Origin of the sequence: Lentzea sp. NPDC004782, from assembly GCF_040609115.1 — a bacterium.
Classification (GTDB): Bacteria; Actinomycetota; Actinomycetes; order Mycobacteriales; family Pseudonocardiaceae; genus Lentzea.
On the sequence record NZ_JBEXJN010000032.1, the window covers coordinates 1 to 25,387 of the forward strand.

The following is a 25,387-nucleotide window of genomic DNA, read 5'->3' on the forward strand; positions in this document are numbered from 1 at the left end:
TACGCCCAATAATTCCGGACAACGCTCGCACCCTACGTATTACCGCGGCTGCTGGCACGTAGTTAGCCGGTGCTTCTTCTGCAGGTACCGTCACTCACGCTTCGTCCCTGCTGAAAGAGGTTTACAACCCGAAGGCCGTCATCCCTCACGCGGCGTCGCTGCATCAGGCTTTCGCCCATTGTGCAATATTCCCCACTGCTGCCTCCCGTAGGAGTCTGGGCCGTGTCTCAGTCCCAGTGTGGCCGGTCACCCTCTCAGGCCGGCTACCCGTCGTCGCCTTGGTAGGCCATTACCCCACCAACAAGCTGATAGGCCGCGGGTCCATCCCATACCGCCGGAACTTTCCACCAAAGATCATGCGATCCAAGGTCGTATCCGGTATTAGACCCAGTTTCCCGGGCTTATCCCAGAGTACAGGGCAGGTTACCCACGTGTTACTCACCCGTTCGCCGCTCGTGTACCCCGAAGGGCCTTACCGCTCGACTTGCATGTGTTAAGCACGCCGCCAGCGTTCGTCCTGAGCCAGGATCAAACTCTCCAATAAGGACTGTGTTTGATCGCTCCAGACGGAATATGTCTGGCAATCTGGTCTAACTTACTCAAAGGAATACCCCGACGAGGGGTATTCATATTACTGGCTGTGTTTCGGCACGCTGTTGAGTTCTCAAAGAACACGCGCTCACCGCAGTTCTTCTCCGAGGAGAGTCACTTCCGGGGCTGTGTCAAGCTTAGAAGTCTTTCGCCGCGCTCCGTTCCGGTGTTTCCCGGCCCGTTCCGCGCTGGCAGAGAGAAATTTACACGGGCGCCTCCCGAGATCCAAATCGGGGGTCACCGACCGAGTAACCGCAGGTCAGACGGCACACGGACGGCCCAAACACGGCAAGATCGACGCACAGTGTGACCGGGACCACGTCGACAATCTCGCCTCCGGTCCTAGCGAGGTGCGCTCGGCAGGTGCACGGTCACCGACAGACCACCCGTCGGCACGGCCACTGCCTGCGCAAACCCGCCGTGTGCGGCCACCGCGGCTCGCACGATCGAGAGCCCGAGACCCGTTCCGGACTGGCCGGTGCGGTCCTTCACCCCGCGGCGGAACGGTTCGAACAGCTCCTCGACGCGGTCCGGCGGGATGAGCTGACCCGACGACGACACCCGCAGCACGGACCACTGCGGCCCGCTCTCCACCACGGTCTCGATCCACCCGCCGACGTGGTTGTGCCGGACGGCGTTCTCCAGCAGGTTGCCCGCGATGCGCTCCAGCAGCGCGGGATCACCGACCGCGAGCGCCGGCCCACACCGGAACACCGCGCGCAGGTTCCGTGCCTCGGCTTCCGCGCGCACGGCCTTCCACGCGGACTCGACGACGGCCGAGAGATCGACCGGCTCACGCACCGCGAGCCCAATACCGTCCGTGCGCGCGAGCAGCAGCAGCGCGGACACCAGCTGCTCCGCACGCTCCCCCGCCGCACGCACGACTCCGGCCATGCGCCGAAGCTCCTCGACGTCGGCATCCGGATCGGACAACGTCACGTCCAGCTCCGTGCGAATCACCGAGAGAGGAGTGCGCAGTTCGTGCGACGCGTTCGCCACGAACCGGCGTTGTGAGTCGAAGGCGGCCTCAAGCCGGTCGAGCATCGCGTCGAACGTGTCCGCGAGCTCCGCCACCTCGTCCCGCGGCCCCTCCAGGCGCAGCCGGGACCCCAGCGACTCGGCGGACAACTGGCGCGCGGCACCCGTGACGTCGTGCAGAGGCTTCAGCACGCGGCCGGTGAACGTCCACGCCAGCACGGCCGCGGCCAGCACCATGCACGCGAACGCGATCAGCCCCGCGCGCAGCAGGTCCTGCCGGGCGGCCGCGGCCAGTGCGTCCGTCAACGTCTTCACGGTGACGGTGACGCCGTCCACCGTCACGCGGCTGTCCGACGGGAACGACGGCGAGGCGTCGAAGACCCGCCCGACCAGCGTCCACCCGAGGAAGAGCAGCACAGCACTCACCACCGCGACGAGCGCGGTGGTGAGGAGCGTGATCCGGAGCCGCAGTCCGGGTCCGCGCCTGCGCATGGGGCTAGTCCTCAGCTGGTCCGATCGACGCGCTCGGCACCCGGTACCCGGAGCCCACGACGGTGTCGATGATGCCCGGCTCGCCGAGCTTCTTGCGCAGGGTCATGACGGTGACGCGCACGGTCGTGGTGAACGGGTCCGCGTTCTCGTCCCACACCCGCTCCAGCAGCTCCTCGCTGCTCACCACCGAGCCCTTGGCGGCGAGGAGCACCTCGAGCACGCCGAACTCCTTGCGGGTCAGCTCGATCGGCTGACCACCGCGCGACACGGTGCGCCGCGCCGGGTCCAGTTCGACGTCCTGCGCGGACAGCACGGGAGGCGTCGCCGGCGTCGCACGCCGCGCCAACGCCCGTACGCGCGCTACGAGCTCGGGGAACGCGAACGGCTTCGCGAGGTAGTCGTCCGCCCCCAGCGACAGCCCGGCCACGCGGTCCTCGATGGTGCCGCTGGCCGTCAGCATCATGACCCTGGTCAGCGCGCCGGAGCTGAGGATCTCCTTGCACAGCTCGTCACCGGACATCCCGGGCAGGTCCCGGTCGAGCACGACGACGTCGTACCGCGTGACGGTCGACTTCTCGTGCCCGCTCTCGCCGTCGTAGGCGACGTCCACGGCCATGCCTTCGCGCCTCAGGCCGCGAGCGATCGCGTCGGCCAGAGGAGCCTCGTCCTCGACTACCAGAATCCGCACGCCACAAAGGTGCCACATCAGCCTGAGAAGGCGCTTAACGACACCTTCACGCTCGCTGGTGGTGGGTGAGCAACTGGGTGAGCAACCGCGTCAGGGTCTGCCGGTCCTCGTCCGGCAACGGTGCGAGCAGGTCGTCCTGGACCTCGCCGAGCGCCCGGTCCACGCGGCGCAGGTGCCGCGAGCCGGCCCCGGTGAGCGTGACCAGGTTGCGCCGCCGGTCCCGCGGGTCCTGCTCGCGCTCGACGAAGCCCTGCTCGGCCAGCTCGTTGACCGCCGCCACCACGTCGCTGCGGTCCATGTTGGACCGGCGGCCGAGCTCGGCCTGGCTGACCGCCCCGAACTCCTCCAGCACGGCCATGACGCGGAAGTGGTGGCCGCGCGCACCCACCTCGGCGAAGCACTCGGAGGCCAGCCGGTGCGCGTGCACGGCCAGCTGGGTGAGCAGCCAGCTCGGTTTCCCGGCCAGCCGCGCGGGGATCTCCACCATGACCTCGTCCTCGGTACAGTTGGTGACGCCAACGTTGGCGTCACCAATCATATGGGGGAGAAACGTGGACGACCGCAACGAGATCACCGACCTGTTCAGCCGCCTCTCGCACCTGCTCGACGACAAGCGGTGGGAGGACGCGCACACCGTCTTCACCCACGACGTCTCGGTGTACTCGCCCCGCAACGGCGAGCTGCACGGCCTCGACGAGCTCGTCGCGTTCATGCGCCAGGCCGAGGTCGCCGAGGAGCAGACCCAGCACGTGACCACCGACGTGGTGGTCGACGTAGATGGTGACCAGGCTGCTGCCTCGGCGAACTCGATCGTGTACTTCTTCCGCGACGGCCAGGCCCCGCACCGGACCAGCGGACTGCGGCTCGCCTGTGCCGCGGTCAGGACCGCGCAGGGCTGGCGGCTGCGCGAGTCGCGCACCACGCTCCGCTGGATGCGGTGATCAGGACTTGCGGGCCGGGCGGTCCACCACGACCGTCGAGGCCGTCTGCAGCGCACGCAGCTCCAGCAACGCCGGGTGCTCCTCCGCCAGCCGGGCCGCGTTGAGCAACGACCGCAGCGCCGCGGTCTCGCCGCGCGCCCGCTCCAAAGCCGCACGTCCCTCGGACGCCGCCACCAGCTCGGCGAGCGCCGCCCGGCGCAGCTCACCGGGCATCACGACATCGCGCACGGCCACGTCAGCGACCGAAACACCCAGCTCCTCGGCCCGCGCAGCCACACCGGTCAGGACCTCGGCAGCGATGGCGTCGCGCTCAGGGTCAATGGCGGAGTGTGCGCGCGTGAGCACCGCACCGCGCAGTGCCAGCTGCACGGCCGTGTAAAGCTCGGCTTCGGGACCAGACGCCTCGACGACGAACCTCGTCGGCGACGTCACCGCCCACCGGACGACGACCGTCACGCGGACCAGCACGCCGTCCGACGTCGGCACGTCCTGCGCGGCAGGGGTCATCGTGCGCGGACGGACGTCGACGCGGTGCAGCACGGCGTACCGCGGCAGCTTGTGCTGTCCGGGCTCCACTTCACCCACCAGCACCCCACGATCGAACCTGACCGCCCGCTCCCACGGGTACAACGTGTGCTTCATCGTCTCCACCTCCGTCCGGACAGACCACGACCCCGGCCGGCGAGGCGGCGAACGGGAGTCCACAAGGGACTCGCAAAGCTCGTCACCCCCGTGTGCGACCGGGGTCGTGGCTTTCAGGGATCGAACCTGATGCTTCATAAGGCACCCACCGCCCGCCTCGATCGCGGGACCCTGACCAGGGAGACCTGCCGGGCCGCAAAAAAGCGGGCGTGAGGTGGAGACTAGCCGACCTACTTGTCCGCGGGCGCGTCGATTTCCACGGGCAGGCACTCCAGGCGGGAAGCCCACTCGGTGACGCGACGCGCGACGTCCTGCGCGGTGATGCCGCACACCGCGAGCACCTCGCCACGCGACCCGTGGTCGTGGAACTGTTGCGGCAGAGCGATGTCGCGCAACGGCACGTCGACGTCGGCGTCACGCAGCGCGGCCGCGAAGGACGAACCGAAGCCACCGTGCCGGCCACCGTCCTCGACGGTCACCACGAGCTTGTACGACGCGGCCATCTCCACGAGGTCGACCGACATCGGGTAGATCCACCGCGGGTCGACGACCGTCACGCCGATGCCCTGGTCCTCCAGCCGTTGCGCGGCCTCAAGACCAAGCTCGCCCAACGCACCGACCGTCACCAACAGCACATCGGAACCGGACCGCCGAAGCACGTCAACGGAACCCACGCGCTCCAACGCCGGCAGGTCCGGACCGACGGAGGCCTTCGGGTAGCGGATCACGGAAGGCGCGTCCGAGATGGCCACGGCCTCGCGCAGCTCCTCGGCCAGAGTGGAGGCATCGCGCGGTGCGGCGACGTGGATGCCGGGGACCACGCCGCAGATGGACATGTCCCACATGCCGTGGTGCGACGCGCCGTCCGGGCCGGTGACGCCCGAGCGGTCCAGCACGACCGTGACGCCCTGCTTGTGCAGTGCGACGTCCATCAGCAGCTGGTCGAACGCACGGTTCAAGAATGTCGCGTAGATGGCGACGACCGGGTGCAGGCCACCGATGGCGAGACCGGCGGCGGAGGTCAGCGCGTGCTGCTCGGCGATGCCGACGTCGTAGAAGCGCCCGGGGAACGCCTTGGCGAACGCGTCCAGGCCGGTCGGTCCCTGCATCGCGGCGGTGATCGCCACGACGTCGGAGCGCTCGCGGCCGATCTCCACCAGGGAGTCGGAGAACACGTGCGTCCAGGTCCGGCCGGCCGGCTTGACGTCCTCGCCGGTGATCGGGTCGATGACGCCCGTGGCGTGCATCTGGTCCGCCTGGTGGTTCTCGGCCGGCGCGAACCCCATGCCCTTGCGGGTGACCGCGTGCACGATCACCGGGCCGCCGAACGACTTCGCGCGCTGCAGCGCGGACTCCAGCGTCGTCAGGTCGTGACCGTCGACCGGGCCGATGTACTTGAGGCCGAGGTCCTCGAACATCGCCTGCGGAGCCAGCGCGTCCTTGATGCCGCGCTTGGCGGCGTGCAGGGCGGCGTAGAGCGGTTTGCCGAAGAACGGCGTCTGCTGCAGCGCGCTCTTGCCCTTCTCCAGCACGCGCTCGTAGCCGGGACGCAACCGCAGCGAGGACAGGTGGTCCGCGAGACCACCGATCGTCGGCGAGTACGAGCGGCCGTTGTCGTTGACCACGATCACGACCGGACGCGTCTTGTCGGCCGCGATGTTGTTCAACGCCTCCCAGCACATGCCGCCGGTCAACGCGCCGTCACCGACGACCGCGACCACGTGGCCGGGCGCGCCGGTGATCTGCTTCGCCTTCGCCAGACCGTCCGCGTAGGACAGTGCCGTCGAGGCGTGCGAGCTCTCCTGCACGTCGTGCTCGGACTCCGACCGCGACGGGTAGCCGGACAGGCCGCCCTGCTGGCGCAGCCGGTCGAAGCCGTCGCGGCGGCCCGTGACGATCTTGTGCACGTACGACTGGTGCCCGGTGTCGAACACGATCGGGTCCTGCGGCGAGTCGAACACCCGGTGCAGGGCCACGGTCAGCTCGACGACGCCGAGGTTCGGGCCCAGGTGCCCGCCGGTCTTGGAGACCTTGTCGACCAGAAAACGCCGGATCTCGTCGCAGAGCTGCCGCAGCTCCGCCTCCGTCATCCGTTTCAGATCAGCCGGTCCGTGCACGGACTCCAGCAGGGTCACCACGCCCACCTCACTCCTCAAGACTTCGGCCCAGTCTACGGAGGCGCACCTGAGACGACTCCTCAGCCAGTGCCAGGAACGAGCAGCGCGATGCACTCCATGTGATGTGTCATCGGGAACGCGTCGAACGCCCGCAGCTCCGCGAGGCGATACCCCTGAACTGTGAATTCGGCCAGGTCGCGGGCCAGTGCCGCGGGGTCGCAGGCGACGTAGACGACCCGCTGCGGCCGCCGTCGTGCGACTTCAGCCACAACGACCTTCCCGGCCCCTTTCCGAGGCGGGTCGAGCACCACGACGTGAGGGTCCTCAACGGGCAGAGGGCGCGTGACGAGACGCTCGACCTTGCCCACCACCCAGTCGATCTGGGACAGACGGCGGAGGTTGCGGCGACCGTCCTCGACGGCGCCCGCGAAAGACTCCACGACCAGCACGGACCCGGTGTCGCCGACCTGGCGGGCGAGCACCGACGCGAACAGGCCGGCGCCACCGTAGAGGTCCCACGCGCGCTGTCCCGGTCCGGCCGCGGCCCACTCCCCCACGACGGACGCGAACGTGTCCGCGGCGGCGGGGTGGACCTGCCAGAAGCCGTCGGCGGAAATTCTCCACTTTCGTTGGGCGGCGGTCTCGACGGCGGTACCCGTTCCGGCGCGTCGCACGGTGTGTCGGCCGCGCACCTCACCCACATGCCGGTTTCCGTCACCGTCCTGGGTGATCGTCAGCTCCTGGGCGCGCCACCGCCGGTCTGCCACCGCCTCGACCATGCCCGGCCGGGAGATCACACAGTGGTCGACCGGGATCACATCATGGGAACGGGTGCCGCGGAACCCCGGCCGTCCGTCGGCGTCGACGGCCATCCGGATCCGGGTCCGCCACTCCAGCGGACCGCCCGGCAGCGCCTCCACGACCGCGTCCCGCTCGATCTTCGCCAGGCGGCTCAGCTGCTCGCGGACGACCTGGGCCTTCAGCTGCCGTTGCGCGTCCCACGAGACGTGCTGGAAGTCGCAGCCACCGCACATCCCCGGCCCGCTGAACGGGCACGGCGGCTCGACGCGGTCCGGCGAGGGCACCAGGATCTCGACGGCGTCCGCACGGCAGAACGATCCGCCGTTGTCCTCGTAGACCGAGGCGATGACACGTTCACCGGGCAGTGCGTGCCGCACGAACAGGACGCGTCCCTCGTGCCGTGCAACGAAGTGCCCGCCGTGTGCGACAGGCCCGACCTCGACCTCGAACTTCTCCCCAACCCAGCTCATCGGTCGTCGAGTCCCCTTCGGACGGCGCCCGGCGCGATGACGTCCTTGTCGCGGACCTTCGTCGACGACGCCAGCTGCCACGGCACGCTGGTGACCATCACACCCGGCTGGAACAGCAGCCTTCCCTTGAGCCGCAACGCGCTCTGGTTGTGCAGCAGCTGCTCCCACCAGTGGCCGACGACGTACTCGGGGATGAACACGGTGACGACGTCGCGCGGGTTGTCGGACTTGACGCGCCGCACGTAGTCGAGGACGGGTTTGGTGATCTCGCGGTACGGGGACTCGATCACCTTCAGCGGGATCTTGAAGTTCTCCTTCTCCCAGTCCTTGACCAGCTGGCGGGTGTCGCCGTCGTCGACGTTGACGGTGACGGCCTCCAGCACGTCCGGCCGGGTGGCCTTGGCGTAGGACAACGCCCGCAGCGTCGGCATGTGCAGTTTGGACACCAGCACCATCGCGTGGTTGCGCGCGGGCATCGTGCGCATCCGCTCCTGCTGGCGCAGTTCCTCGGCGACGGTGTCGTAGTGCTTGCGGATCGCCGTCATCAACGCGTAGATGGCGGCCATCGCCGCGATGGCGATCCACGCGCCTTTGGTGAACTTCGTGATCAGCACGATGATCAGCACGGTCGCGGTCATCACGAGACCGAACGTGTTGATCGCCTGCGAGCGGCGCATCCGGCTGCGCGTCTGGGCGTCGGTCTCGGTCTTCAGCAGCCGCTGCCAGTGCTTGATCATGCCGAGCTGGCTCAGCGTGAACGACACGAACACGCCCACGATGTAGAGCTGGATCAGGCGGGTGACCTCGGCGTCGAACGCGATCACCAGGACGACCGCGAACCCGGCCAGGAACAGGATGCCGTTGGAGAACGCCAGCCGGTCGCCGCGGGTGTGCAGCTGGCGCGGCAGGTAGCGGTCCTGGGCGAGGATCGAGCCGAGCACCGGGAAGCCGTTGAACGCGGTGTTCGCCGCCAGCACGAGGATCAGCGCGGTGACACCCGCGATGAAGAAGAACCCGGGCGGGAAGTTGTCGAAGACCGCGTGCGCGACCTGCGCCACCATCGTCTTCTGCTCATAGCCGGCGGGGGCGCCCGCGAGCTGCTCGTCCGGGAACTCGGCCATCTTCACGCCGGTCAGCTGGGCGAGCACGATCAGGCCCATCAGCATCGTGACCGCGATCAGGCCCATCAGCAACAGCGTCGTGGCGGCGTTGCGGGACTTGGGCTTGCGGAACGCCGGCACGCCGTTGCTGATCGCCTCGACACCCGTCAGCGCGGCACAGCCGGACGAGAACGCCCGCAGCACCAGGAACACGAAGGCGAGGCCCATCAGGTGGTCCTGCTCGGCGTGGATCTCGAAGCCGGCACTCTCCGCGCGCATCTGGTCACCGAGCACGAAGGCGCGGAACAGCCCCCACGCGATCAGCGCCATGATGCCGACCATGAACGCGTAGGTCGGGATCGCGAACGCGCTGCCGGACTCGCGGATGCCGCGCAGGTTGATCGCCGTGAGGATGACGATCGCCGACACCGCGAACAGGGCCTTGTGCGTCGCGACGAACGGGATGGCCGAGCCGATGTTCGCCATCGCCGCCGAGATCGACACCGCGACCGTGAGGATGTAGTCGACGAGCAGGGCGCTCGCCACGGTCAGTCCCGCCTGGCGGCCCAGGTTGACCGTCGCGACCTCGTAGTCACCGCCGCCCGACGGGTAGGCGTGCACGTTCTGCCGGTAGCTGGCGACGACGGTGAGCATGACCACGACCACCGCCACGCCCACCCAGGGTGCGATGGCGTAGGCGCTCAGCCCCGCCACCGACAACATCAGGAAGATCTCCTCCGGCGCGTAGGCGACCGACGACATGGCGTCGGAGGCGAACACCGGCAAAGCGATGCGTTTGGGCAGGAGGGTGTGCGCGAGGCGATCACTGCGGAACGGCCGTCCGACCAGGAGGCGTTTGGCAGCGGTGGCGAGCTTGGACACGGCCAGAGCGTAAGGGGTCCGCTCACCGGGACGGGCTAATGCTCGGTAGGTTCTGCGCAGAGTTCGCTTGAGGAGGCATGTCGTGCACGTGGTGATCATGGGGTGTGGCCGGGTGGGAGCCTCCCTGGCCAGGGCCCTCGAGCGGCTCGACCACCAGGTCGCCGTGATCGACAAGGACGGGCAGTCGTTCCGCAGGCTGGGCAGCGACTTCCACGGCCAGCAGGTCGTCGGCAACGGTTTCGACCGCAATGTCCTGATCGAGGCCGGGGTGGAGCGCGCGGGAGCGTTCGCGGCGGTCTCCAGCGGCGACAACTCGAACATCATCTCGGCGCGGGTCGCGCGCGAGACGTTCGGTGTCGAACACGTCGTCGCGCGGATCTACGACCACAAGCGCGCGGCCGTGTACGAGCGGCTGGGCATCCCGACCGTGGCGACCGTGCCGTGGACGACGGACCGGTTCCTGCGGATGTTGCTGCCCGAGGGCACGGCCACCGCGTGGCGCGACCCGTCCGGCACCGTGGCGGTGCTGCCGGTCGAGTTCAACGAGGACTGGGTCGGCCGCCCGGTGTTCGAGCTGGAAGCGGCCATCGGCGCCCGTGTGGCGTTCATGATGCGGTTCGGCACGGGTGTGCTGCCGGACGCCAAGACCGTCGTGCAGGCGGACGACACCATCTACGTGGCGGCGCTGTCCGGCACGGTCACCGACGTCGCCGCGGCGGCGCAGCAGGCACCGGAGGAGAGCTGATGCGGATCGCGATCGCTGGTGCGGGCGCGGTGGGGCGGTCCATCGCGCAGGAGCTCGTGCAGGACGGCCACCAGGTCATGCTGATCGAGCGGGACCGGACGCACTTCGACCCCAACTCCGTCGAGCAGGCCGAGTGGGTGCAGGCCGACGCGTGCGAGTTGTCCTCTTTGGAGGACGCGGGCATGCAGCTGTGCGACGTGGTGATCGCCGCGACCGGTGACGACAAGGTCAACCTCGTGGTGTCGCTGCTGGCGAAGACCGAGTTCGCGGTCCGTCGCGTCGTCGCGCGCGTGAACGACCCGACGAACGAGTGGCTCTTCACCGAGTCGTGGGGTGTCGACGTCGCCGTGTCCACGCCGCGGCTGCTGGCCGCGATGGTCGAGGAGTCCGTGACGATCGGCGACGTCGTGCGGCTGCTGACGTTGCGGCAGGGGCAGGCGAACCTCGTCGAGATCACGCTCGACGAGTCGACGCCGTTCGCCGGACGGGCGGTCTCGGAGCTGACGCTGCCCCGCGACGCCGCGCTGGTGACGATCCTGCGCGGCGGGCGGGTCATCGTGCCGCAGCCCGACGACACCCTCGAAGGCGGCGACGAGCTGCTGTTCGTCACCACGGCCGCGGTCGAGCAGGACGTCAAGAAGGCTCTCGGGTACTGATGATCGGCAAACGGGGCCGGGTGACCGGCAGGGTCGGGCCTGGCCTCGTGGGCGAGGTGATGATTTCGGTGCGGGGCGGCGCGGAGGCCTTTTACGCCTACCCCGCCGACGAATCAAGTGTGATTGAAATCGGTCAGCAAATCCTCGTCGTGGACTTCGAAGAACCCCGAACGGTCTACGTCGAGAGGTGGCGTCCGCTGTAGAGTTCTCCCTGGTGTGCCGGGAAGCCTGGTCGGCGACTTTGTTGTCGTGGGAGGCTTCCGGGCGAGGTCTCCCCGGACTGATAGGGGGACGGCGGAAATGGACGAAACTCTCTTATTCGGCATCGGTGGCGGCGTTGTCGCGGTACTGGTGCTCTTTTTGCTCCTGCGCGCTCTGTGGCGGGTGGCTGAGCCGAACGAGGCGTTGATCATCTCCGGTCTCGGCGCACGGGGACAGCGCGAGACCGCGGACAGCATGACGTTCAAGATCATCACCGGTAAGGGCGTGCTGGTGCTGCCCGGTTTCCAGACCGCGCGGCGGCTCTCGCTCGACACGCGGGTCGCGGACCTGCAGGTCTCCTGCGTCACGAGCCAGGGCATCCCGGTGCACGTGCGCGGCGTGGTGATCTACAAGGTCGGCGACGACTACGCCTCCATCGCGAACTCCGCGCGGCGGTTCCTCGACCAGCAGGACCGCATGGACGACAAGACGCACTCGCTGTTCGCGGGCCACCTGCGGTCGATCGTGGGCAGCCTGACGATCGAGGACATGCTGCACAACCGCGAGGCGCTCACGGCCCAGGTGCGGCAGTCGTCCGCGGACGAGATGAGCAAGCTCGGCCTGATCGTCGACTCCCTGCAGATCCAGGAGATCGAGGACACGACCGGGTACATCACGAACCTCGGCAAGCCGCACGCCGCGGCCATCGCGGCGTCCGCGCGCATCGCCGAGGCGCAGCGCGACCAGGAGGCCACCGAGGCCGAGCAGGTCGCCAACGCCAAGAAGGCCGCCGCGTGGCGCGACTCGCAGATCAAGACGGCGGCCTACCAGGCGGAGATCGACCGGGTGAAGGCCGAGTCCCAGCAGGCGGGCCCGCTGGCCATGGCGACCGCACGGCAGCAGGTCGTCGTGCAGGAGACGCGTGCCGTCGAGCTCGAAGCCGACCTGGCCGAGCAGAAGCTGCAGGCCCAGGTCCGCAAGCCCGCGGACGCCAAGGCCTACGAGACCCGGACCCTGGCCGACGCCGAACGCGACGCGCAGATCGCCCGCGCCGAGGCACAGGCACGGGAGATCGAGCTGCGGGCGGCCGCCGACGCGACTCGGGTGAAGGCCGCCGCCGTCGCGGAAGCCGAAGCGACGCGCGCCACCGGTGAGGCAGAGGCCGTCGCGGCCAAGGCCCGCGGTCTCGCGGTCGCGGAGGCGACCAGGGCGCAGGGTCTCGCCGAGGCCGAGGCGCTCAAGGCCCAGGGCCTCGCCGAGGCGGAGGCGATCAGCGCGCGGTCGTCGGCACTGGCCGAGAACCCCGACGCGGTCGTCGCCCAGCAGCTCGCCGAGAAGTGGCCGGAGATCGTCGAGGCGGCGTCGAAGGCGTTCGGGAACGTCGACCACATGGTCGTGTTCAACGGTGCCGACGGCGTGTCCGACCTGTTGACCAAGGCGTTGTCGATGGGTGGAACGGGGCTCGGCCTGGCCCGGCAGCTGATGGACGCGATGCGCTCCGACGGCAGCGCCTCGGGCATCGGTGACAAGGCCAACCTCGGCAACGGTGTCCCGACGAAGCTCACGTTGTAGGGGCGCCGGCGCTCGGCGAGCGTTGATATATCGCATGTTGGATATCGGATACTTGCAGGTCAGCGCATCCGACAGCCCCATGTGTGACGGTGCGATATATCGGATACTGGATATCGGTCGCGATATCCAGTATCCGATATCCGATATATCAGCGCGGTGGCGTCCGGTATCCCGCCGTGCCGGATTTCGCCGTCAAGGCATCCTCGGAGGGCCACGAGCCGTGGTCATGAGCGTGGACGTGCACTTGACGGGTATCTGCGCAACGGAAGCGAGCACTTACCAGCTGTGAGCGATCAGCTGCCCCTGGTCGGGCGCGAGGGTGAGCTGCGGGCCGCGCTGCGGGCGCTGGGCGCGGACGGCGCGGTGCTGCTGTCCGGTCCTCCAGGGGTCGGCAAGACGCGCCTCGCCGCGGAGGTGCTCGCCGCGGTGCCGCATCCCGTCGTGCGGTGCTACGCCACGGTCGCCACGTCTCGGATTCCGCTCGGCGCGTTCGCGTCGCTCGTCCCCACGGATCTGCCCGCCGGCCCGCACGGGCCGTCGATCCTGCCCGCGTCGTCGGTGCGCGCCGCCGCCGAACACCTCGCACGCGGCGGGCGGCGGGTGTTGTCCGTCGATGACGCTCATCTGCTTGATGACGCGTCGTTGTTGGTGCTTCAGCACGTTGTGCGTCACAGGTTGACGCGGGTCATCTGCACGGCGCGTCAAGGGTGGGGCATCGAGGGGATGACGGTCGTCCACGTCGACGCGCTCGACCAGGACCGCGCGGACGCGTTGCTCATCTCGGCGCTGGGCGGGCCCGCGGACGCCTCCACGCGGCACCTGGTGTGGACGAACAGCCAGGGCAACCCGTTGTACCTCAAGGAGCTCGTCGCGGCCGGGCGGCACTCGGGCGTGCTCACCGAGACCCAGGGCGGCTGGAGCTGGCGCGGGCCGCTGGAGCTGGGCGGGCGGCTCGCCGAGCTCGTCGACCTGACGCTCGGGCGCCTCGCCGAGCCGCAACGGCGGGCGTTGGAGCTGCTCGCGTACGGCGAACCGCTGGAACCGGAGCTGATGCCCGTCCCGCAGGACCTCGTGGACATGGGTTTCGTGCGCATCGGTGACGACGGACGCGCGCGGGTCGCACACCCGCTCTACAGCGCGCGTCTGAGGGCAACGTGCCCGACGTTGAGAGCCAGAGCGCATCGAAGAGCACTGGCCGACCGGCTGGAAGCGGAAGGCGCGGACCGGCCCGGCGACGCGGTGCGGGTCGCGACGTGGCGGCTGGACAGCGGCACGGCCGAGTCACCGGACGTGCTCGCACGCGCCGCCGAGCAGGCGTTGGCCGCGCAGGACTGGGAGCTCGCCGAACGGCTGTCCCGCGCGGCCGTGGCGCGTGGGGCGACCTCGCGCGTGGGGCTCGTGCTCGGACTGGTGCTGATGTATCAGCGGCAGTGCGCACAGGCCGAGGAAGTGCTCGCCGAGACGATGGCGGCAGGCGGCAACATGGTCGCGTTGCTCCAGGTGGGCTGTACGCGCGCGTTCAACCTGTTCTTCGGCCTCGGCGACGAGGCCGCGGCCATCGCGGTGCTGGACGAGGTCACCGCACGGGAGCTGCCGGCCGAGCTGGAGCACGCGGTGCTGTTCTTCGCGCTCACGTTCGCGCTGGAGTCGGCGCCGCTGCCGATCGCGCGGCTGGGTGGCGAGCTGCTCATCGCCGAGGGCGGCTGGGCGGCGACGGCGGGACGGCAGGTGCTGGCGTTCGCGGACCAGTTCGCCGGCCGCTACTCCGAGGCCATCGCCCGGATCGAGGACAACGACGAGGCGGTCGTGGCGGCGGCGGGGCGGTTCCCGTCGCTGGTGAACGCGGCGAAAGGGGTGCACAACGAGTGCATCCTGCGCTGCGGTGACCTCGCCGGGGCCGAGCTGCGGGCCGTGCGGGCGCTGGCCGAGGTGATCGAGGAGGACCGCTGGTCGGTCACCCAGGTGCCGCCGCGGGTGCTGCTGAGCCAGAGCGCGCGGTTGCGCGGGCAGGCGGCGTCGGCGGTGCGGATCACGGCCGAGGGCATTCCGGACTCCGGTGCCCTGCCGATGATGTGGGACGTGTTGCTGCTCGCCGAGTTCGCGGCCGGCGCGGCGCTGCTGGGCCAGTCCGACCGCGCGGAACGGGCGTTGGCGCGGGCCGAGGAAGGGCTGCGTCCGGCGTGGCGGATCGCGGGGTTCGCGGTGGGCGCCGCACGCTCGTGGGTGCTCGCGGGCGCGGGACGCGTCAACGAGGCGATGCAGGCCGCGTTGGACAACGCTGCCGACGCACGGGCACACGGCGCGCACTCCGAGGAGATCGGGTCGCTGCACGACGCGGCACGGTTCGGTGCGGACACCTCGCCACGGCTGCTGGAGCTGGCGAAGTCGCGCAAAGATCCGCTGACGACCGCGTACGCCTCGCACGCGCAGGCACGCGCGTTGCGTGACCCGGCGGGGTTGGAGGAGGTGGCGGCGGCGTTCACGGCGTGCGGTGCCACTTTGTACGCGGCCGAGGCGCTAGCGGAGGCCAGCCGGCTGTCCCGGTTGCACGACCGGCCGCGCGAGGCCGAACGGCTGGAACGGCAGGCTTCGGCGCTCGCGGAGTCGTTCGACGGCGCCACCACACCCGGCCTGGTCGTGACGAGCACGCTCGCCGCGTTGACGCCGCGTCAGCTGGAGATCGCGCGGCTGGCCGTGGCCGGGTTGACCAACGTGGAGATCGCCGAACGGCTGGCCATCGCCAAACGCACCGTGGACAACCATCTGCACACGACCTATGCGGCGGTGGGTGTCACCGGACGGAGTGGGCTGCGCGCGCTCTTCGGGCAAGGCTGACGTCAACACGCCCGAAACGATGTGCGCGCATGGACGAACCTTCGGCACACTGCGAGTTGTGTGGCCGTTCGTGGGCAGGGCGCGGGAGCTTCAGGACGTGATGTCCGCGCTCACCGAACCGAACGGCAGGGGCGCCGCGCTCGTCGGTCCCGCCGGAGTGGGCAAGACCAGGCTCGCGGACGAGATCGTGGCGCGGCTGGAGAGCGCCGGTGTCACCGTGCGACGTTGCTACGCGACCGTGGCGACGTCGACGATCCCGTTCGGGGCGTTGGCCGCGATGCTGCCTGCCGACATGCGCACGGCGAACCCGCTCGGTCGTGCCGTTGAGCACCTTCTGGCTGAACCGCAGCCGTTGGCAATCGTCGTGGATGACGCGCATCTGCTCGATGACGCGTCCATCGGCATGTTGCACCACCTGATCCGGCACGGACACGCACGGGTTCTGGTGACGTCACGGCCCGGTGAACGCGCCGAGTTGTGGCAGGAAGGGCTGCTGCAGCGGTACCCGATCGGGGACCTGTCCCGTGCCGAGTCCGACGAAGTGCTGGAACGCGCGCTGGAAGGCCCCGTGGAGACGCGGTCGTCGGCGCTGCTGTGGTCGGGCAGCACGGGAAACCCGTTGTACCTCAGGGAACTCGTGGCGTTCGGGCGCGCGGCCGGGTCGTTGCGCGCGACTGAGGGCATCTGGTCGTGGCACGGCGCGATCCAGCTGAGCGGACGGCTCGGCGAGCTCGTGCGGGAGAACCTCGGCCGGTTGGAGCCGTCGCACCGGCTGGCGCTGGAGCTGCTCGCGTACTCCGAACCGGTGGAGCTGGACCTGCTGGCGTCGCTGGTGCAGGAGGAGGCGCTCGACGACCTGGAGACCCGCGCGCTGATCCGGGTCGAGTCGTCGGGGCGGCGGTCCGTGGTGCGGCTCGGGCATCCCCTGTACGGCAGTCTGCTGCGGGCGACGTGTCCTCCCATGCGCGCGCAGTCGCACCAACGCGCGTTGGCCGCCTGTCTGGAGGCAACGGGAGCCCGTCGCCGCGAAGACCTCATGCGCATCGCGACCTGGCGGCTCGACGGCGGTTCGCCGATCTCGCTCGACCTGCTGGCCGCGGCCGCCGAGCAGGCGTGGGCCGCCCGGGACGTCGCTCTCGCCGAACGGCTGTGCCGGGCCGCGGTCGACGCGGGCGGGCTGAGCCGGGTCGGGCACGTGTTCGGCCAGGTGCTGATGCACGGCCGCGCGCCGGACCAGGCGGAGGCCACGCTGGCCGACGTCATGGCCGGCCCGTTGTCGGCCGCGGACCTGAGCCGCCTCGGTGCCACCAGGTCCCTGAACCTCTACTTCGCGCTGGGCGACGCGGATGCGGCGACCGCCGTGCTCGACCGCGTCGACGTGCCGGGCCTCCCGGACGAGCTGCGCGGCCTGCTGAAGGTCAGCCGCACCTTGCAGGAGGCCTACCGCGGTAACGTGGCCGCGGTTCTGCAGAGCACCTACGAGCCCCTCCCACCGCCCATGTCCGTCCACATGCGACTGGTCAGGGCGCTGTGCCTCGTCCACTCCGGCCGGTACCGCGAGGCCGGCGAGGAGGTCGACCGCTACGAGGCCGAGATCGTGGCACTGACCGGCGAGCCGGCACCGCCGGATCGGGGTGCGCTGCAGCTGCGCTGCTTCGCGCTGGCCTACGGCGGCCACCTCGCCGAAGCGGAGAGTCTTTCGCTGGCGACGCTCGACCTGTCGTTCGACGAGTTGGCCTTCATCGGCCCGACAACGCTCTACAGCGTGCTGTCGTTCTGTGCGCGCGTGCGTGGCCACGGCGCCCAAGCCCTGCGCATGGCCCGTGAAGCCAGTGCGAAGACGGAGAAGAAACCACTCACCTTCGACACGGTCGCGCTCGCGAGTCTCGCCTCGGCTGCGGCGATCTCCGGTGACACCGAGCTCGCCCGGCGGGCACTGGCCCGCGCCGAGAACGCACGCCGCCCGGTCTGGCGGCTGACCGGGCTCGCGGTGCCGCTGGCGCGCCCCTGGGTGCTCGCCGGCGCGGGCGACGTCCGCGGCGCCGCCGACGCGGCGATGTCGGCCGCCGACGAGTGCGCCGAACTGGGCGTGCACGGCAGCGAGGCCGTCGCCCTGCACGACGCCGCCCGCTTCGGCGTCGACACGTCCCTGCGCCTGGCGGCCCTCACGTCCACGATGGACGGGCCGCTGCCGTTGGCCTACGCGGCACACGCGACCGCCCTCGCGCACGCGGCACCGACGGTCCTGGAGGCCGTGGCGACCGATTTCCTGCGGGTGGGCGCCACTCTGTACGCGGCGGAAGCGCTGGCCTCAGCCGCCCGCCTGCACCGAGCCCAGGGCAACGTCCGGGCCGCGTCGCAGGCCTCGGCCCGGCAGGCGTTGCTGATGCGGGACTTCGACGGCGTCCGCACCCCGGCCCTGCGCGCGGACGGCCTCACCCACCTGACGCGCCGCCAGGTGGAAGTGGCCCGGCTGGCCACGTCCGGGCTGACCAACCAGCAGATCGCCGAGAAGCTGCACACGTCCAAGCGCACGGTCGACAACCACCTGCACGCGATCTACAGCGTGCTCGGCGTGACCGGCCGCGACGAGCTCCGCACAGTGCTCGGACCGGGCTGAACGACGCGGCCGACGCCCTGGGGGTGGCGCCGGCCGCGAAGAAACGGAACGCCGCTCAGTCCCTGGACTTGTCGCGGGACTCGGCGTCGACGACGCGCTGCAGCTCGTCCATGTCCGGCGTCAGCAGGTCGTCGGCGGTGCGGGCGAGCACCTCCTGCGCCTCGGCCTCGGCCGCGGCGGCTTCCTCGGCCTCCTTCAGGCGCTTGTCGGCCCTGCGGACCGCCCAGACCGTCGCGAGCAGGGCGACCGCCATCAGCGGGTAGCCCATGGCGAGGCGGGCGACGGCCAGCCAGCCGACCTGGTCGCCCTCGTAGAGCCACCGCTGCACCACGAAGCGGGCGAAGAACACCAAGGCCCAGACGAAGGTGGCGATGTCGTAGTCGCGGACGGTGGCCTTGTCGGCGCGCCACGAGCGGTCGCGGCCGTTGAGGAACGTCCAGAGCACGCCCGCGAGGGGCCAGCGCACGATGATCGACAGCAGGAACGCGCTGCCGTACACGACGCTCTGCCAGATGCCGAAGAGGAAGAAGTCCTTGGCCTCGCCGGTGCGGTACGCGATGAACGCGGCGACACCGACACCGAGGACGGCGGAGATCGCCGGCTGGACCGTGCCCTTGCGGACGGCCAGGATCACGCCGATCACGACCGCGGCGGCGAGAGCGCTGATGATCGCGGCCATGAGGTTCTTGGCGGCGAAGTTGACGATCACGAAGACGACGACGGGCAGCGACGAGTAGAGCATGCCGCTCACGCCGCCCATCTGCTCGAGGACGGTGGGCTGCTTTTCTTCGGTCTCAGCTGAAGTCATGAAGCGTTCTGCAACTCGTAATAGGGGTTGTAGAGCACCTTGCGCCCGTCGCGCACGGCGATGCGGCCTCGGGCCTTGATCGTCCGACCAGGCTCGATTCCGGCGATGCGACGGCGGCCGAGCCAGACGAGGGTCACGCCCTCGGTGCCGTCGTAGAGCTCGGCTTCCAGCGTGGCGATCGCGTCCCGGGGACAGAGCTCCACGCTGCGGAGCCTGCCGAGGACGGTGACCTCCTCACCGGACTTGCAGTCGCAGGCCTTCACCGCGCCGACGGCCTCCGCTTTTCGCGAGAGGTCGTCCGCGTCGAGCTCGGCTACGTCACTGGTCAAGCGACGCACCAAGCGGCGCCAATAGCCGCTCATCCCCGACTCCTGCATTGCTCAAGTGGCCCCGTGGTGTGGACCGTCTGTGAGTGAGGGTACGCACGAGGGCCGACAATCTCGGGCGTGCCTGTCGAGACCGTCGTCCTTCTGCCCGGAACCGCCTCGGACGAGGTGTTTGTCCGTTCCGTGTTCGCCGAGCCGTTGTCGCAGGTCGGCGCCGTTTTCACCGCTCCACGTGTTCGCACACTCAGTGAACGGTTGACGGCCCTCGAAAATGCCTTCACAAGCCACCCGATCGTGGTGGGTGGCGTCTCACTGGGCGCCCACGTCGCCGCCACCTGGGCCGTGCGGAACCCGGCGAAGTGCGCGGGACTGATCCTCGCTCTGCCCGCGTGGACCGGGCCCGCGAACGGCGCGCCCGCGGCCATGGCGGCGAAGGCCAGTGCGGAGATCGTCACGCGCCACGGCCTGGACGCCGCCCTGCGGGGCACGACCGGCTGGCTGCGGGACGAGCTGAGCAGGGCGTGGCGCGGCTACGGCGACCAGCTGGTGCCGCACCTCGAAGAAGCCGCCACGTCCGCGGCACCCACCCTCGACGAGCTGAAGACCCTCGACGTGCCGACGGGGATCGTCGGGTGCGAGGACGACCCGGTGCACCCGATCGAGATCGCGCGGGAGTGGGCGGACGCCATCCCGCGCGCCGTGCTCACGACGACGACGCTGGACGCCTACCCGCACGCGCTGGGGCGTGCGGTGCAGGCGTGGCACCAGGCGCGTTAGCCCTGTTGCTGCTGGATGTGCCGGGCGATCGCGTCCGGCAGCTCGATCGGCAGCGGAGTGCGGGGCGGCATCGGCTGTTCTCCGCGCACGACCACCGTGCCGCGCAGCATGTCCCGCAGCGCCGCGGAGTTCTGCGCGAAGTGCTCCTCCGGACCGGCCGCGACACCGCGCAGCATCCAGCGCGGCCCGTCGACGCCGATGAAGAGGATCTGCACGCCCTGGTTGCGCGCGGTGATCTCCTCGCCCCACTCGCCGTTCTCGCGGTTGATGCGGGCGCCGTCCTCCTTGAGGCCCTGGATCAGCTCGGCGCCGACCTCCTTCCACAGGCCACCCGACTTGGGCGCGGCGAACGCGCTCACCGTCAGCTGGCCAACGGACGTGAGGACGTGCACGGCGCGCACGGCACCGGTCTGCTGGTCCATCTCGACCTGCAGCTGGGCCTCGTCCGGCATCGGCAGCTGCACCGATCCCAGGTCGAGCCGCTGCACATCGTCACGGGGCGCCGCGGTCGAGTCCCACGGGCCCTCGACGTCCTCGTCGAACGCCTCGTCGTGCTCCGGACCGGTGTCGACCGCCCCCGCGGAGTGACGACCGCGCTTGCGGCGCCTTCCGAACATTCCACTACCCCTCTGACTGTGAGCACTGCGTGCGGGCGAGCACCGCGTGCCCGCCGGTCGAGCCATAGCCTCCCGCACCGCGTGCCGTCTCCGGCAACTCGGTGACCTCGCGGAACACCGCGTGCTCGACGCGTTGCACGACGAGCTGGGCGATCCGGTCGCCGCGCGACAGCGCGATCGGCTCACGGAGATCATGGTTCACGAGGCAAACGCGGATCTCACCGCGGTAGCCCGAGTCGATCGTGCCGGGCGTGTTGACCACGCTCAGCCCGGCGCGCGCGGCCAGTCCGGAACGGGGGTGCACGAACCCCGCGTACCCGTCGGGAAGCGCGATCGCGACACCGGTGCCGACCACCGCGCGCTCGCCTGGTGGAATGACCACGTCCGACGTGGTGACCAGATCGGCGCCCGCGTCGCCGGGACGGGCGTAGGCGGGCACGGGAACCCCCGGATCGAGCCGGGTCAGCAACACCTCGACGCTGGACACGGCGGCCGAGATTACCCTGACGACGTGAGTGAGACTGCCGTGACCGCCACTACGACCTTCCGCGAGCGCCTGTACGTGACGCCGTGGATCTGGCCGCTCCCGCTGCTGGCGGCGGGGCTGCTGGCCGCCGAGGTGCACATGGGCTTCCCCGGTGTCCGGTCCTGGCTGCCGTACGTGATCCTGCTGCCCCTGACGGTCGTGCTGATCGTGAAGATGGGGTCGGCGAAGGTCGAGGTGTCCGGCGGCGAGCTGAGGGCCGGCGACGCCCACATCCCGCTGAACCTGCTCGGCGAGGCCGAGATCATCGCGCCCGAGGACCGCCGCAAGGCGATGGGCCCGCACCTCGACCCGGCCGCGTACGTGGTGCACCGCGGCTGGGTGAAGCCGCTCGTGCGGGTGCGGGTGAACGACCCGGACGACCCGACGCCGTACTGGATGATCAGCACGCGGCGTCCGGAAGAGCTCGTCGCCGCGATCAAGTCCTGAAAGACACAACTGGGCGCCACCCGTGCGGGTGAGCGCCCAGTCTTGTTCGGCGGATTTCCCGCTCAAGCACAGTCGCGGCAGATGTACACGCCGTTGTTGTCCTCGGCGAGCCTGCTGCGGTGGTGCACCAGGAAGCACTTCGAACACGTGAACTCGTCGGCCTGCTTGGGCAGGACCTTGAACGTGAGCTCCTCGCCGGACAGATCGGCGCCGGGCAGCTCGAAGTTCTCCGCGCTCGCGTCCTCGTCGACGTCCACGACGCCGGACTGCGTCTCGTTCCGCCGGGCCTTCAACTCCTCGAGGGAGTCCTCAGCGAGTTCGTCCGCCTCGCTGCGACGCGGCGCGTCGTAGTCGGTCGCCATCTTCTTCACCCCTGCGGTCTACGGAGACTGTTCGTGTCGCTGGTTAACGCTCCAGCGCCCTCTTTTGTGCCCCACGTCAAGGTGACGTAGGTCTCCCTCACCCGGTGGCAAGCCAACCCCCTAGACGTGACCGTCGGCTTGATCCACATGTGTGCGGAGCGCGCAGAGGGTAGCTCATTGTCCGAGTGACTCGACATCGGGTTACCCCTTACCGACCGGACGGGTGACACAACCTTTCTACGCTGGACCGATACCCTGTGCGGGAGCACGTGAACCCCGGCGTGCAACCTGGCGCCGGACCGGTACCGTCCTGACTGTGAGCAATCAGGCCGGTGCGTTGGGTCACGCCCGCCGGGGCGCGCGACAGCCGGGCAGGGCCTAGGCTGATCACAGGGGACGGAACACGGGGAGGGCTTCGGACGTGGGACCCGCATCGGGAAGCTTGACGCCCTACAAGCGGCGTCGGCCCGTACCCGCGCTCGTCCTGTTCGCGGTGCTGTTGGTCAGTTCCGTGTTCGTGTGGGTGAAGGTGCTGGGCAACGCAGGCGACGTGGACGCGGCCATCAAGTGCAACGCGCCCGGCCACGTGCAGACCTCGAACACCCCGGGGGCCGACCCCGCGGCCACCACGACGGCGCCCGCGCCCGCCCTCGGCACCGTGCTGGAGCACGACGCGCTCGACCGCACCAACCCCGTGCCGGTCGGCGAGGTCAACTTCAAGGTCGTCAACGCCTCGACCCAGCGCAACCACGCCAAGACCGTCGCGACGCAGTTCACCGAACTCGGCCTGAAGCAGGCGGCCGACCCCGGCAACGACCCGATCTACCCGGCGGGCGACATGAACTGCCGCGGTCAGATCCGCTTCGGCGCCCCCGGCGCGCAGGCGGCCAGAACGGTCTCGCTGCTGGAGCCGTGCCTGGAGCTCGTGCGCGACGACCGCCAGGACGCCACCGTCGACATCGCGGTCGGCAAGAAGTTCGACGAGGTCAAGCCGAACAGCGACGCCCGCAAGGTGCTCGACCAGCTCAAGGAGTGGGCCGAGCAGCAGCCGGAGCAGCAGGGCGGCCAGGTCGCGGCGCCCACCCCGCCCACGCTGAACCCGGACAACCTGGCCGGCGCGCGCGACGTCAACTGCGGCTGACTTCCGCTCGGCATGGCGCTACCTCGCGCACATGGGGATTGATCTTCTTCGGGGTGAACGCGTCCGGCTGTCGACCTCGATCTCCTGTCCACGTTGACTGCACGGACACCCGTCAATGTTGACTGGATCAACATCGGTGTTGATCCAGTCAACATTGACGGTGGCTCAGACCTTGCCGAAACCGGACTCGACGAGCGCGTCGTGCATCGCGCCGGCGATGCCGGGCGCGGCCGCGAACGTCGCGTCCTCCCCCAGTTCCGGCGACGACCCCGGCAACCGCACGACGGCACCGGCCTCGGCCGCGACCAGCGCGCCGGCCGCCCAGTCCCACCGCCCCAGGCCGTGCTCGGCGTAGGCGTCCAGCCGTCCCGCGGCGACCGAGCAGAGGTCCAGCGAGGCCGCACCGGCCCGGCGCATGTCACGCACACGCGTCGCCATCGCCGCCCACGCTTCGGCCTGCCGCTGACGGCGTTCCGCCCGGTAGGCGAAGCCGTACCCGAGCAGCGACAGCGGCAGGTCCGTGGTGGCGGACACCTGCAGGGGCTCCCCGTCGAGAAAGGCGCCGTGGCCTCGTGCGGCAGTCCACACGCGACCCGTCGCCGGTTCCACGACCGCGCCCGCGACCGACTCGCCGTCGAGCTGCGCCGCGATCGACACCGAGTACCACGGGATTCCGTAGAGGTAGTTGACGGTGCCGTCGATCGGGTCGACGACCCACGTGAGGCCCTCCACGACGGTGCCGCCCTCCTCCTCACCGAGCACCGGCTCACCAGGGCGCAACTCGGACAGACGCGTCCGGACGAGTTGTTCTGAGGCGCGGTCCGCTTCTGTCACGACGTCTGTCGAGGTGCTCTTGGTGTCGAAGGACACGACGGCGGAGGCGCGCATGCGCTGAACAAGAGCGCCTGCTTCCCGTCCGATGGCTGTGGCGATGTCGACGAGTGGCCGGGGATCGAACACGACCGGTTCCCTCCTGCGTCACTAGCACGGGACTATCGGACAACGTCAGGCTAATGTCTGCGCACCACGGTTACTGAATCGAAGCCAGCAGGATCTAGTAGGAAGGACCACGGGGCATGGGCATCACCCGCGGGTTCGGTGTGGACATCGGCGGCTCCGGCGTCAAGGGCGGCCTGGTCGATCTCGAAGCAGGAGCACTGGACGGCGAGCGCATGCGGATCCCCACGCCTCAACCCTCGACGCCGCAGGCGGTGGCCGAGGTCGTCGCCGAGATCGTCGAGAAGTTCCAGTGGGACGGACCGGTCGGCATCACCCTTCCGTGCGTGGTCAAGCACGGTGTCGCCCTGAGCGCGGCGAACGTGGACAAGGGTTGGATCAACTGCGACGCGCAGGCTCTCTTCGCCGAACGCCTCAAGCGCAAGCCCGAGGACGTCGTCGTGATGAACGACGCGGACGCGGCCGGCATCGCGGAGATGTCGTTCGGCGCGGGCGTCGGCAAGGACGGGACCGTGGTGCTGCTGACGTTCGGCACGGGCATCGGCAGCGCGGTGTTCCTCGACGGCAAGCTTGTCCCCAACACCGAGTTCGGGCACCTGCAGGTCGACGGGCACGACGCGGAGTCCCGCGCGGCCGCCTCCGTGAAGGAGGAGAAGGGCCTGTCCTGGGAGGAGTGGACGCCGCGCGTCACCCGGTACATCAACGTGCTGGAAGACCTCATCTGGCCCGACCTGGTGATCGCCGGCGGTGGCGTGAGCAAGAAGGCGCACAAGTGGTTGCCGTTGCTCGAGGTGCGCACCGAAGTGGTTGCTGCTGCACTGAAGAACGACGCGGGCATCGTCGGCGCCGCGTGGGCGTCCGCGCACGGCGTCAGGCCGTAGCGGCCGTTCGACACCGAAACGTGTCCGACTGGATCTAGCTGCGAGAACGCAGGTGAGAGCGCCTCGATGGACCTCGGGGCGCAACACCGAGTCACCGACGTCGTTACAATGGAACGCACACCCGCCAAGCAAGATCGGCGGGGAGATCCCCTGAACTCTGGCGACCGAGGTTTCGCGCCCTCTGGTTTGCCTTGAACGACCGTCGCGAAAGGGC

24 protein-coding genes and 1 rRNA gene are annotated in these 25,387 nt (G+C 69.7%); 11 read left to right on the forward strand and 14 right to left on the reverse strand.

Features of this window, described 5'->3' with window-relative positions:
• The 4 genes from ABZV40_RS27490 to ABZV40_RS27505 all read right to left on the reverse strand — a co-directional run.
• Nucleotides 1–544, reverse strand: a 16S ribosomal RNA gene (locus tag ABZV40_RS27490); the annotation flags it as partial.
• 389 nt (nt 545–933) lie between these two features.
• The gene (locus ABZV40_RS27495; protein ID WP_355447426.1) at nt 934–2,061 is read right to left on the reverse strand and encodes a HAMP domain-containing sensor histidine kinase; all 1,128 of its coding nucleotides are present in this window, start codon (nt 2,059–2,061) and stop codon (nt 934–936) included.
• Between the two features lie 4 nt (nt 2,062–2,065).
• Nucleotides 2,066–2,749, reverse strand: coding sequence for a response regulator transcription factor (locus ABZV40_RS27500; RefSeq protein WP_355447429.1), 684 nt, complete (start codon nt 2,747–2,749; stop codon nt 2,066–2,068).
• Nucleotides 2,750–2,795: 46 nt separating this feature from the next.
• Nucleotides 2,796–3,236 (reverse strand): MarR family transcriptional regulator, encoded by a 441-nt coding sequence (locus tag ABZV40_RS27505; RefSeq protein ID WP_355447431.1) that lies wholly within the window; start codon nt 3,234–3,236, stop codon nt 2,796–2,798.
• Nucleotides 3,237–3,300: 64 nt separating this feature from the next.
• On the opposite strand from ABZV40_RS27505, the gene ABZV40_RS27510 reads away from it, so the two are divergent.
• Nucleotides 3,301–3,690: a nuclear transport factor 2 family protein gene (locus ABZV40_RS27510; protein ID WP_355447434.1), complete on the forward strand. Its 390-nt coding sequence runs from the start codon at nt 3,301–3,303 to the stop codon at nt 3,688–3,690.
• On the opposite strand, the gene ABZV40_RS27515 is transcribed toward ABZV40_RS27510, so the two are convergent.
• The 4 genes from ABZV40_RS27515 to ABZV40_RS27530 all read right to left on the reverse strand — a co-directional run bounded on the left by ABZV40_RS27515 (nt 3,691) and on the right by ABZV40_RS27530 (nt 9,702).
• Nucleotides 3,691–4,332, reverse strand: coding sequence for an SPFH domain-containing protein (locus ABZV40_RS27515; RefSeq protein WP_355447437.1), 642 nt, complete (start codon nt 4,330–4,332; stop codon nt 3,691–3,693).
• A 230-nt stretch (nt 4,333–4,562) separates the two neighbouring features.
• A complete protein-coding gene (gene dxs, locus ABZV40_RS27520; protein WP_355447440.1) occupies nt 4,563–6,467 on the reverse strand; it encodes a 1-deoxy-D-xylulose-5-phosphate synthase in 1,905 nt (634 codons plus the stop codon).
• 62 nt (nt 6,468–6,529) lie between these two features.
• Entirely contained in the window at nt 6,530–7,720 is a 1,191-nt protein-coding gene (locus ABZV40_RS27525) for a class I SAM-dependent RNA methyltransferase (protein WP_355447443.1), read from the reverse strand.
• Nucleotides 7,717–9,702 (reverse strand): APC family permease, encoded by a 1,986-nt coding sequence (locus ABZV40_RS27530; protein ID WP_355447446.1) that lies wholly within the window; start codon nt 9,700–9,702, stop codon nt 7,717–7,719. The genes ABZV40_RS27525 and ABZV40_RS27530 overlap by 4 nt, the downstream gene beginning before the upstream one ends.
• Nucleotides 9,703–9,784: 82 nt before the next feature.
• Between ABZV40_RS27530 and ABZV40_RS27535 the strand changes: the two genes are divergently transcribed.
• The 6 genes from ABZV40_RS27535 to ABZV40_RS27560 all read left to right on the forward strand — a co-directional run bounded on the left by ABZV40_RS27535 (nt 9,785) and on the right by ABZV40_RS27560 (nt 18,331).
• On the forward strand, nt 9,785–10,447 hold the full coding sequence (locus ABZV40_RS27535) for a TrkA family potassium uptake protein (RefSeq protein WP_355447448.1): 663 nt from the start codon (nt 9,785–9,787) through the stop codon (nt 10,445–10,447).
• On the forward strand, nt 10,447–11,103 hold the full coding sequence (locus ABZV40_RS27540; protein WP_355447451.1) for a TrkA family potassium uptake protein: 657 nt from the start codon (nt 10,447–10,449) through the stop codon (nt 11,101–11,103). Before ABZV40_RS27535 ends, ABZV40_RS27540 begins: the two co-directional genes overlap by 1 nt.
• Nucleotides 11,103–11,306, forward strand: a complete 204-nt coding sequence (locus ABZV40_RS27545) for a hypothetical protein (RefSeq protein ID WP_355447454.1) — start codon at nt 11,103–11,105, stop codon at nt 11,304–11,306. Before ABZV40_RS27540 ends, ABZV40_RS27545 begins: the two co-directional genes overlap by 1 nt.
• 97 nt (nt 11,307–11,403) lie before the next feature.
• A complete protein-coding gene (locus tag ABZV40_RS27550) occupies nt 11,404–12,876 on the forward strand; it encodes an SPFH domain-containing protein (protein ID WP_355447457.1) in 1,473 nt (490 codons plus the stop codon).
• Nucleotides 12,877–13,161: 285 nt separating this feature from the next.
• A complete protein-coding gene (locus tag ABZV40_RS27555; RefSeq protein ID WP_355447460.1) occupies nt 13,162–15,711 on the forward strand; it encodes an AAA family ATPase in 2,550 nt (849 codons plus the stop codon).
• Nucleotides 15,712–15,769: 58 nt separating this feature from the next.
• Nucleotides 15,770–18,331 carry an AAA family ATPase gene (locus ABZV40_RS27560; RefSeq protein WP_355447463.1) on the forward strand — a complete coding sequence of 854 codons (2,562 nt, stop codon included), beginning with the start codon at nt 15,770–15,772 and terminating at the stop codon, nt 18,329–18,331.
• 55 nt (nt 18,332–18,386) lie between these two features.
• On the opposite strand, the gene ABZV40_RS27565 is transcribed toward ABZV40_RS27560, so the two are convergent.
• Nucleotides 18,387–19,139, reverse strand: coding sequence for a DUF3159 domain-containing protein (locus tag ABZV40_RS27565; RefSeq protein ID WP_355447466.1), 753 nt, complete (start codon nt 19,137–19,139; stop codon nt 18,387–18,389).
• Nucleotides 19,136–19,516 (reverse strand): OB-fold nucleic acid binding domain-containing protein, encoded by a 381-nt coding sequence (locus ABZV40_RS27570; protein WP_355447469.1) that lies wholly within the window; start codon nt 19,514–19,516, stop codon nt 19,136–19,138. Before ABZV40_RS27570 ends, ABZV40_RS27565 begins: the two co-directional genes overlap by 4 nt.
• A gap of 69 nt (nt 19,517–19,585) precedes the next feature.
• Here ABZV40_RS27570 and ABZV40_RS27575 point away from each other — a divergent pair, with 69 nt between their 5' ends.
• A complete protein-coding gene (locus tag ABZV40_RS27575) occupies nt 19,586–20,242 on the forward strand; it encodes an alpha/beta hydrolase (RefSeq protein ID WP_355447472.1) in 657 nt (218 codons plus the stop codon).
• Here ABZV40_RS27575 and ABZV40_RS27580 read toward each other — a convergent pair.
• Together ABZV40_RS27580 and dut are read right to left on the reverse strand one after the other, a co-directional pair.
• Nucleotides 20,239–20,859: a DUF3710 domain-containing protein gene (locus tag ABZV40_RS27580; RefSeq protein ID WP_355447475.1), complete on the reverse strand. Its 621-nt coding sequence runs from the start codon at nt 20,857–20,859 to the stop codon at nt 20,239–20,241. The genes ABZV40_RS27575 and ABZV40_RS27580 overlap by 4 nt on opposite strands.
• A gap of 4 nt (nt 20,860–20,863) precedes the next feature.
• Nucleotides 20,864–21,346, reverse strand: coding sequence for a dUTP diphosphatase (gene dut / locus ABZV40_RS27585; RefSeq protein ID WP_355447478.1), 483 nt, complete (start codon nt 21,344–21,346; stop codon nt 20,864–20,866).
• Between the two features lie 24 nt (nt 21,347–21,370).
• On the opposite strand from dut, the gene ABZV40_RS27590 reads away from it, so the two are divergent.
• A complete protein-coding gene (locus ABZV40_RS27590; RefSeq protein WP_355447481.1) occupies nt 21,371–21,832 on the forward strand; it encodes a DUF3093 domain-containing protein in 462 nt (153 codons plus the stop codon).
• A 62-nt stretch (nt 21,833–21,894) separates the two neighbouring features.
• On the opposite strand, the gene ABZV40_RS27595 is transcribed toward ABZV40_RS27590, so the two are convergent.
• Nucleotides 21,895–22,194, reverse strand: a complete 300-nt coding sequence (locus tag ABZV40_RS27595; protein WP_030464829.1) for a DUF4193 domain-containing protein — start codon at nt 22,192–22,194, stop codon at nt 21,895–21,897.
• Between the two features lie 442 nt (nt 22,195–22,636).
• Here ABZV40_RS27595 and cei point away from each other — a divergent pair, with 442 nt between their 5' ends.
• The gene (gene cei, locus ABZV40_RS27600) at nt 22,637–23,335 is read left to right on the forward strand and encodes an envelope integrity protein Cei (RefSeq protein ID WP_355447484.1); all 699 of its coding nucleotides are present in this window, start codon (nt 22,637–22,639) and stop codon (nt 23,333–23,335) included.
• 165 nt (nt 23,336–23,500) lie between these two features.
• On the opposite strand, the gene ABZV40_RS27605 is transcribed toward cei, so the two are convergent.
• On the reverse strand, nt 23,501–24,295 hold the full coding sequence (locus ABZV40_RS27605; RefSeq protein ID WP_355447487.1) for an inositol monophosphatase family protein: 795 nt from the start codon (nt 24,293–24,295) through the stop codon (nt 23,501–23,503).
• Between the two features lie 116 nt (nt 24,296–24,411).
• On the opposite strand from ABZV40_RS27605, the gene ppgK reads away from it, so the two are divergent.
• A complete protein-coding gene (gene ppgK, locus ABZV40_RS27610) occupies nt 24,412–25,173 on the forward strand; it encodes a polyphosphate--glucose phosphotransferase (protein WP_355447490.1) in 762 nt (253 codons plus the stop codon).
• Nucleotides 25,174–25,387: the final 214 nt, after the last annotated feature.

Bases quoted from the DNA above. Each gene is read 5' to 3' on its own strand.
- ABZV40_RS27495 (WP_355447426.1), bottom strand. From the start codon at position 2,061: ATGCGCAGGCGCGGACCCGGACTGCGGCTCCGGATCACGCTCCTCACC.
- ABZV40_RS27505 (WP_355447431.1), bottom strand. From the start codon at position 3,236: ATGGTGGAGATCCCCGCGCGGCTGGCCGGGAAACCGAGCTGGCTGCTC.
- ABZV40_RS27515 (WP_355447437.1), bottom strand. From the start codon at position 4,332: ATGAAGCACACGTTGTACCCGTGGGAGCGGGCGGTCAGGTTCGATCGT.
- ABZV40_RS27525 (WP_355447443.1), bottom strand. From the start codon at position 7,720: ATGAGCTGGGTTGGGGAGAAGTTCGAGGTCGAGGTCGGGCCTGTCGCA.
- ABZV40_RS27540 (WP_355447451.1), top strand. From the start codon at position 10,447: ATGCGGATCGCGATCGCTGGTGCGGGCGCGGTGGGGCGGTCCATCGCG.
- ABZV40_RS27545 (WP_355447454.1), top strand. From the start codon at position 11,103: ATGATCGGCAAACGGGGCCGGGTGACCGGCAGGGTCGGGCCTGGCCTC.
- ABZV40_RS27550 (WP_355447457.1), top strand. From the start codon at position 11,404: ATGGACGAAACTCTCTTATTCGGCATCGGTGGCGGCGTTGTCGCGGTA.
- ABZV40_RS27565 (WP_355447466.1), bottom strand. From the start codon at position 19,139: ATGACTTCAGCTGAGACCGAAGAAAAGCAGCCCACCGTCCTCGAGCAG.
- ABZV40_RS27570 (WP_355447469.1), bottom strand. From the start codon at position 19,516: ATGCAGGAGTCGGGGATGAGCGGCTATTGGCGCCGCTTGGTGCGTCGC.
- ABZV40_RS27580 (WP_355447475.1), bottom strand. From the start codon at position 20,859: ATGTTCGGAAGGCGCCGCAAGCGCGGTCGTCACTCCGCGGGGGCGGTC.
- ABZV40_RS27595 (WP_030464829.1), bottom strand. From the start codon at position 22,194: ATGGCGACCGACTACGACGCGCCGCGTCGCAGCGAGGCGGACGAACTC.
- ppgK (WP_355447490.1), top strand. From the start codon at position 24,412: ATGGGCATCACCCGCGGGTTCGGTGTGGACATCGGCGGCTCCGGCGTC.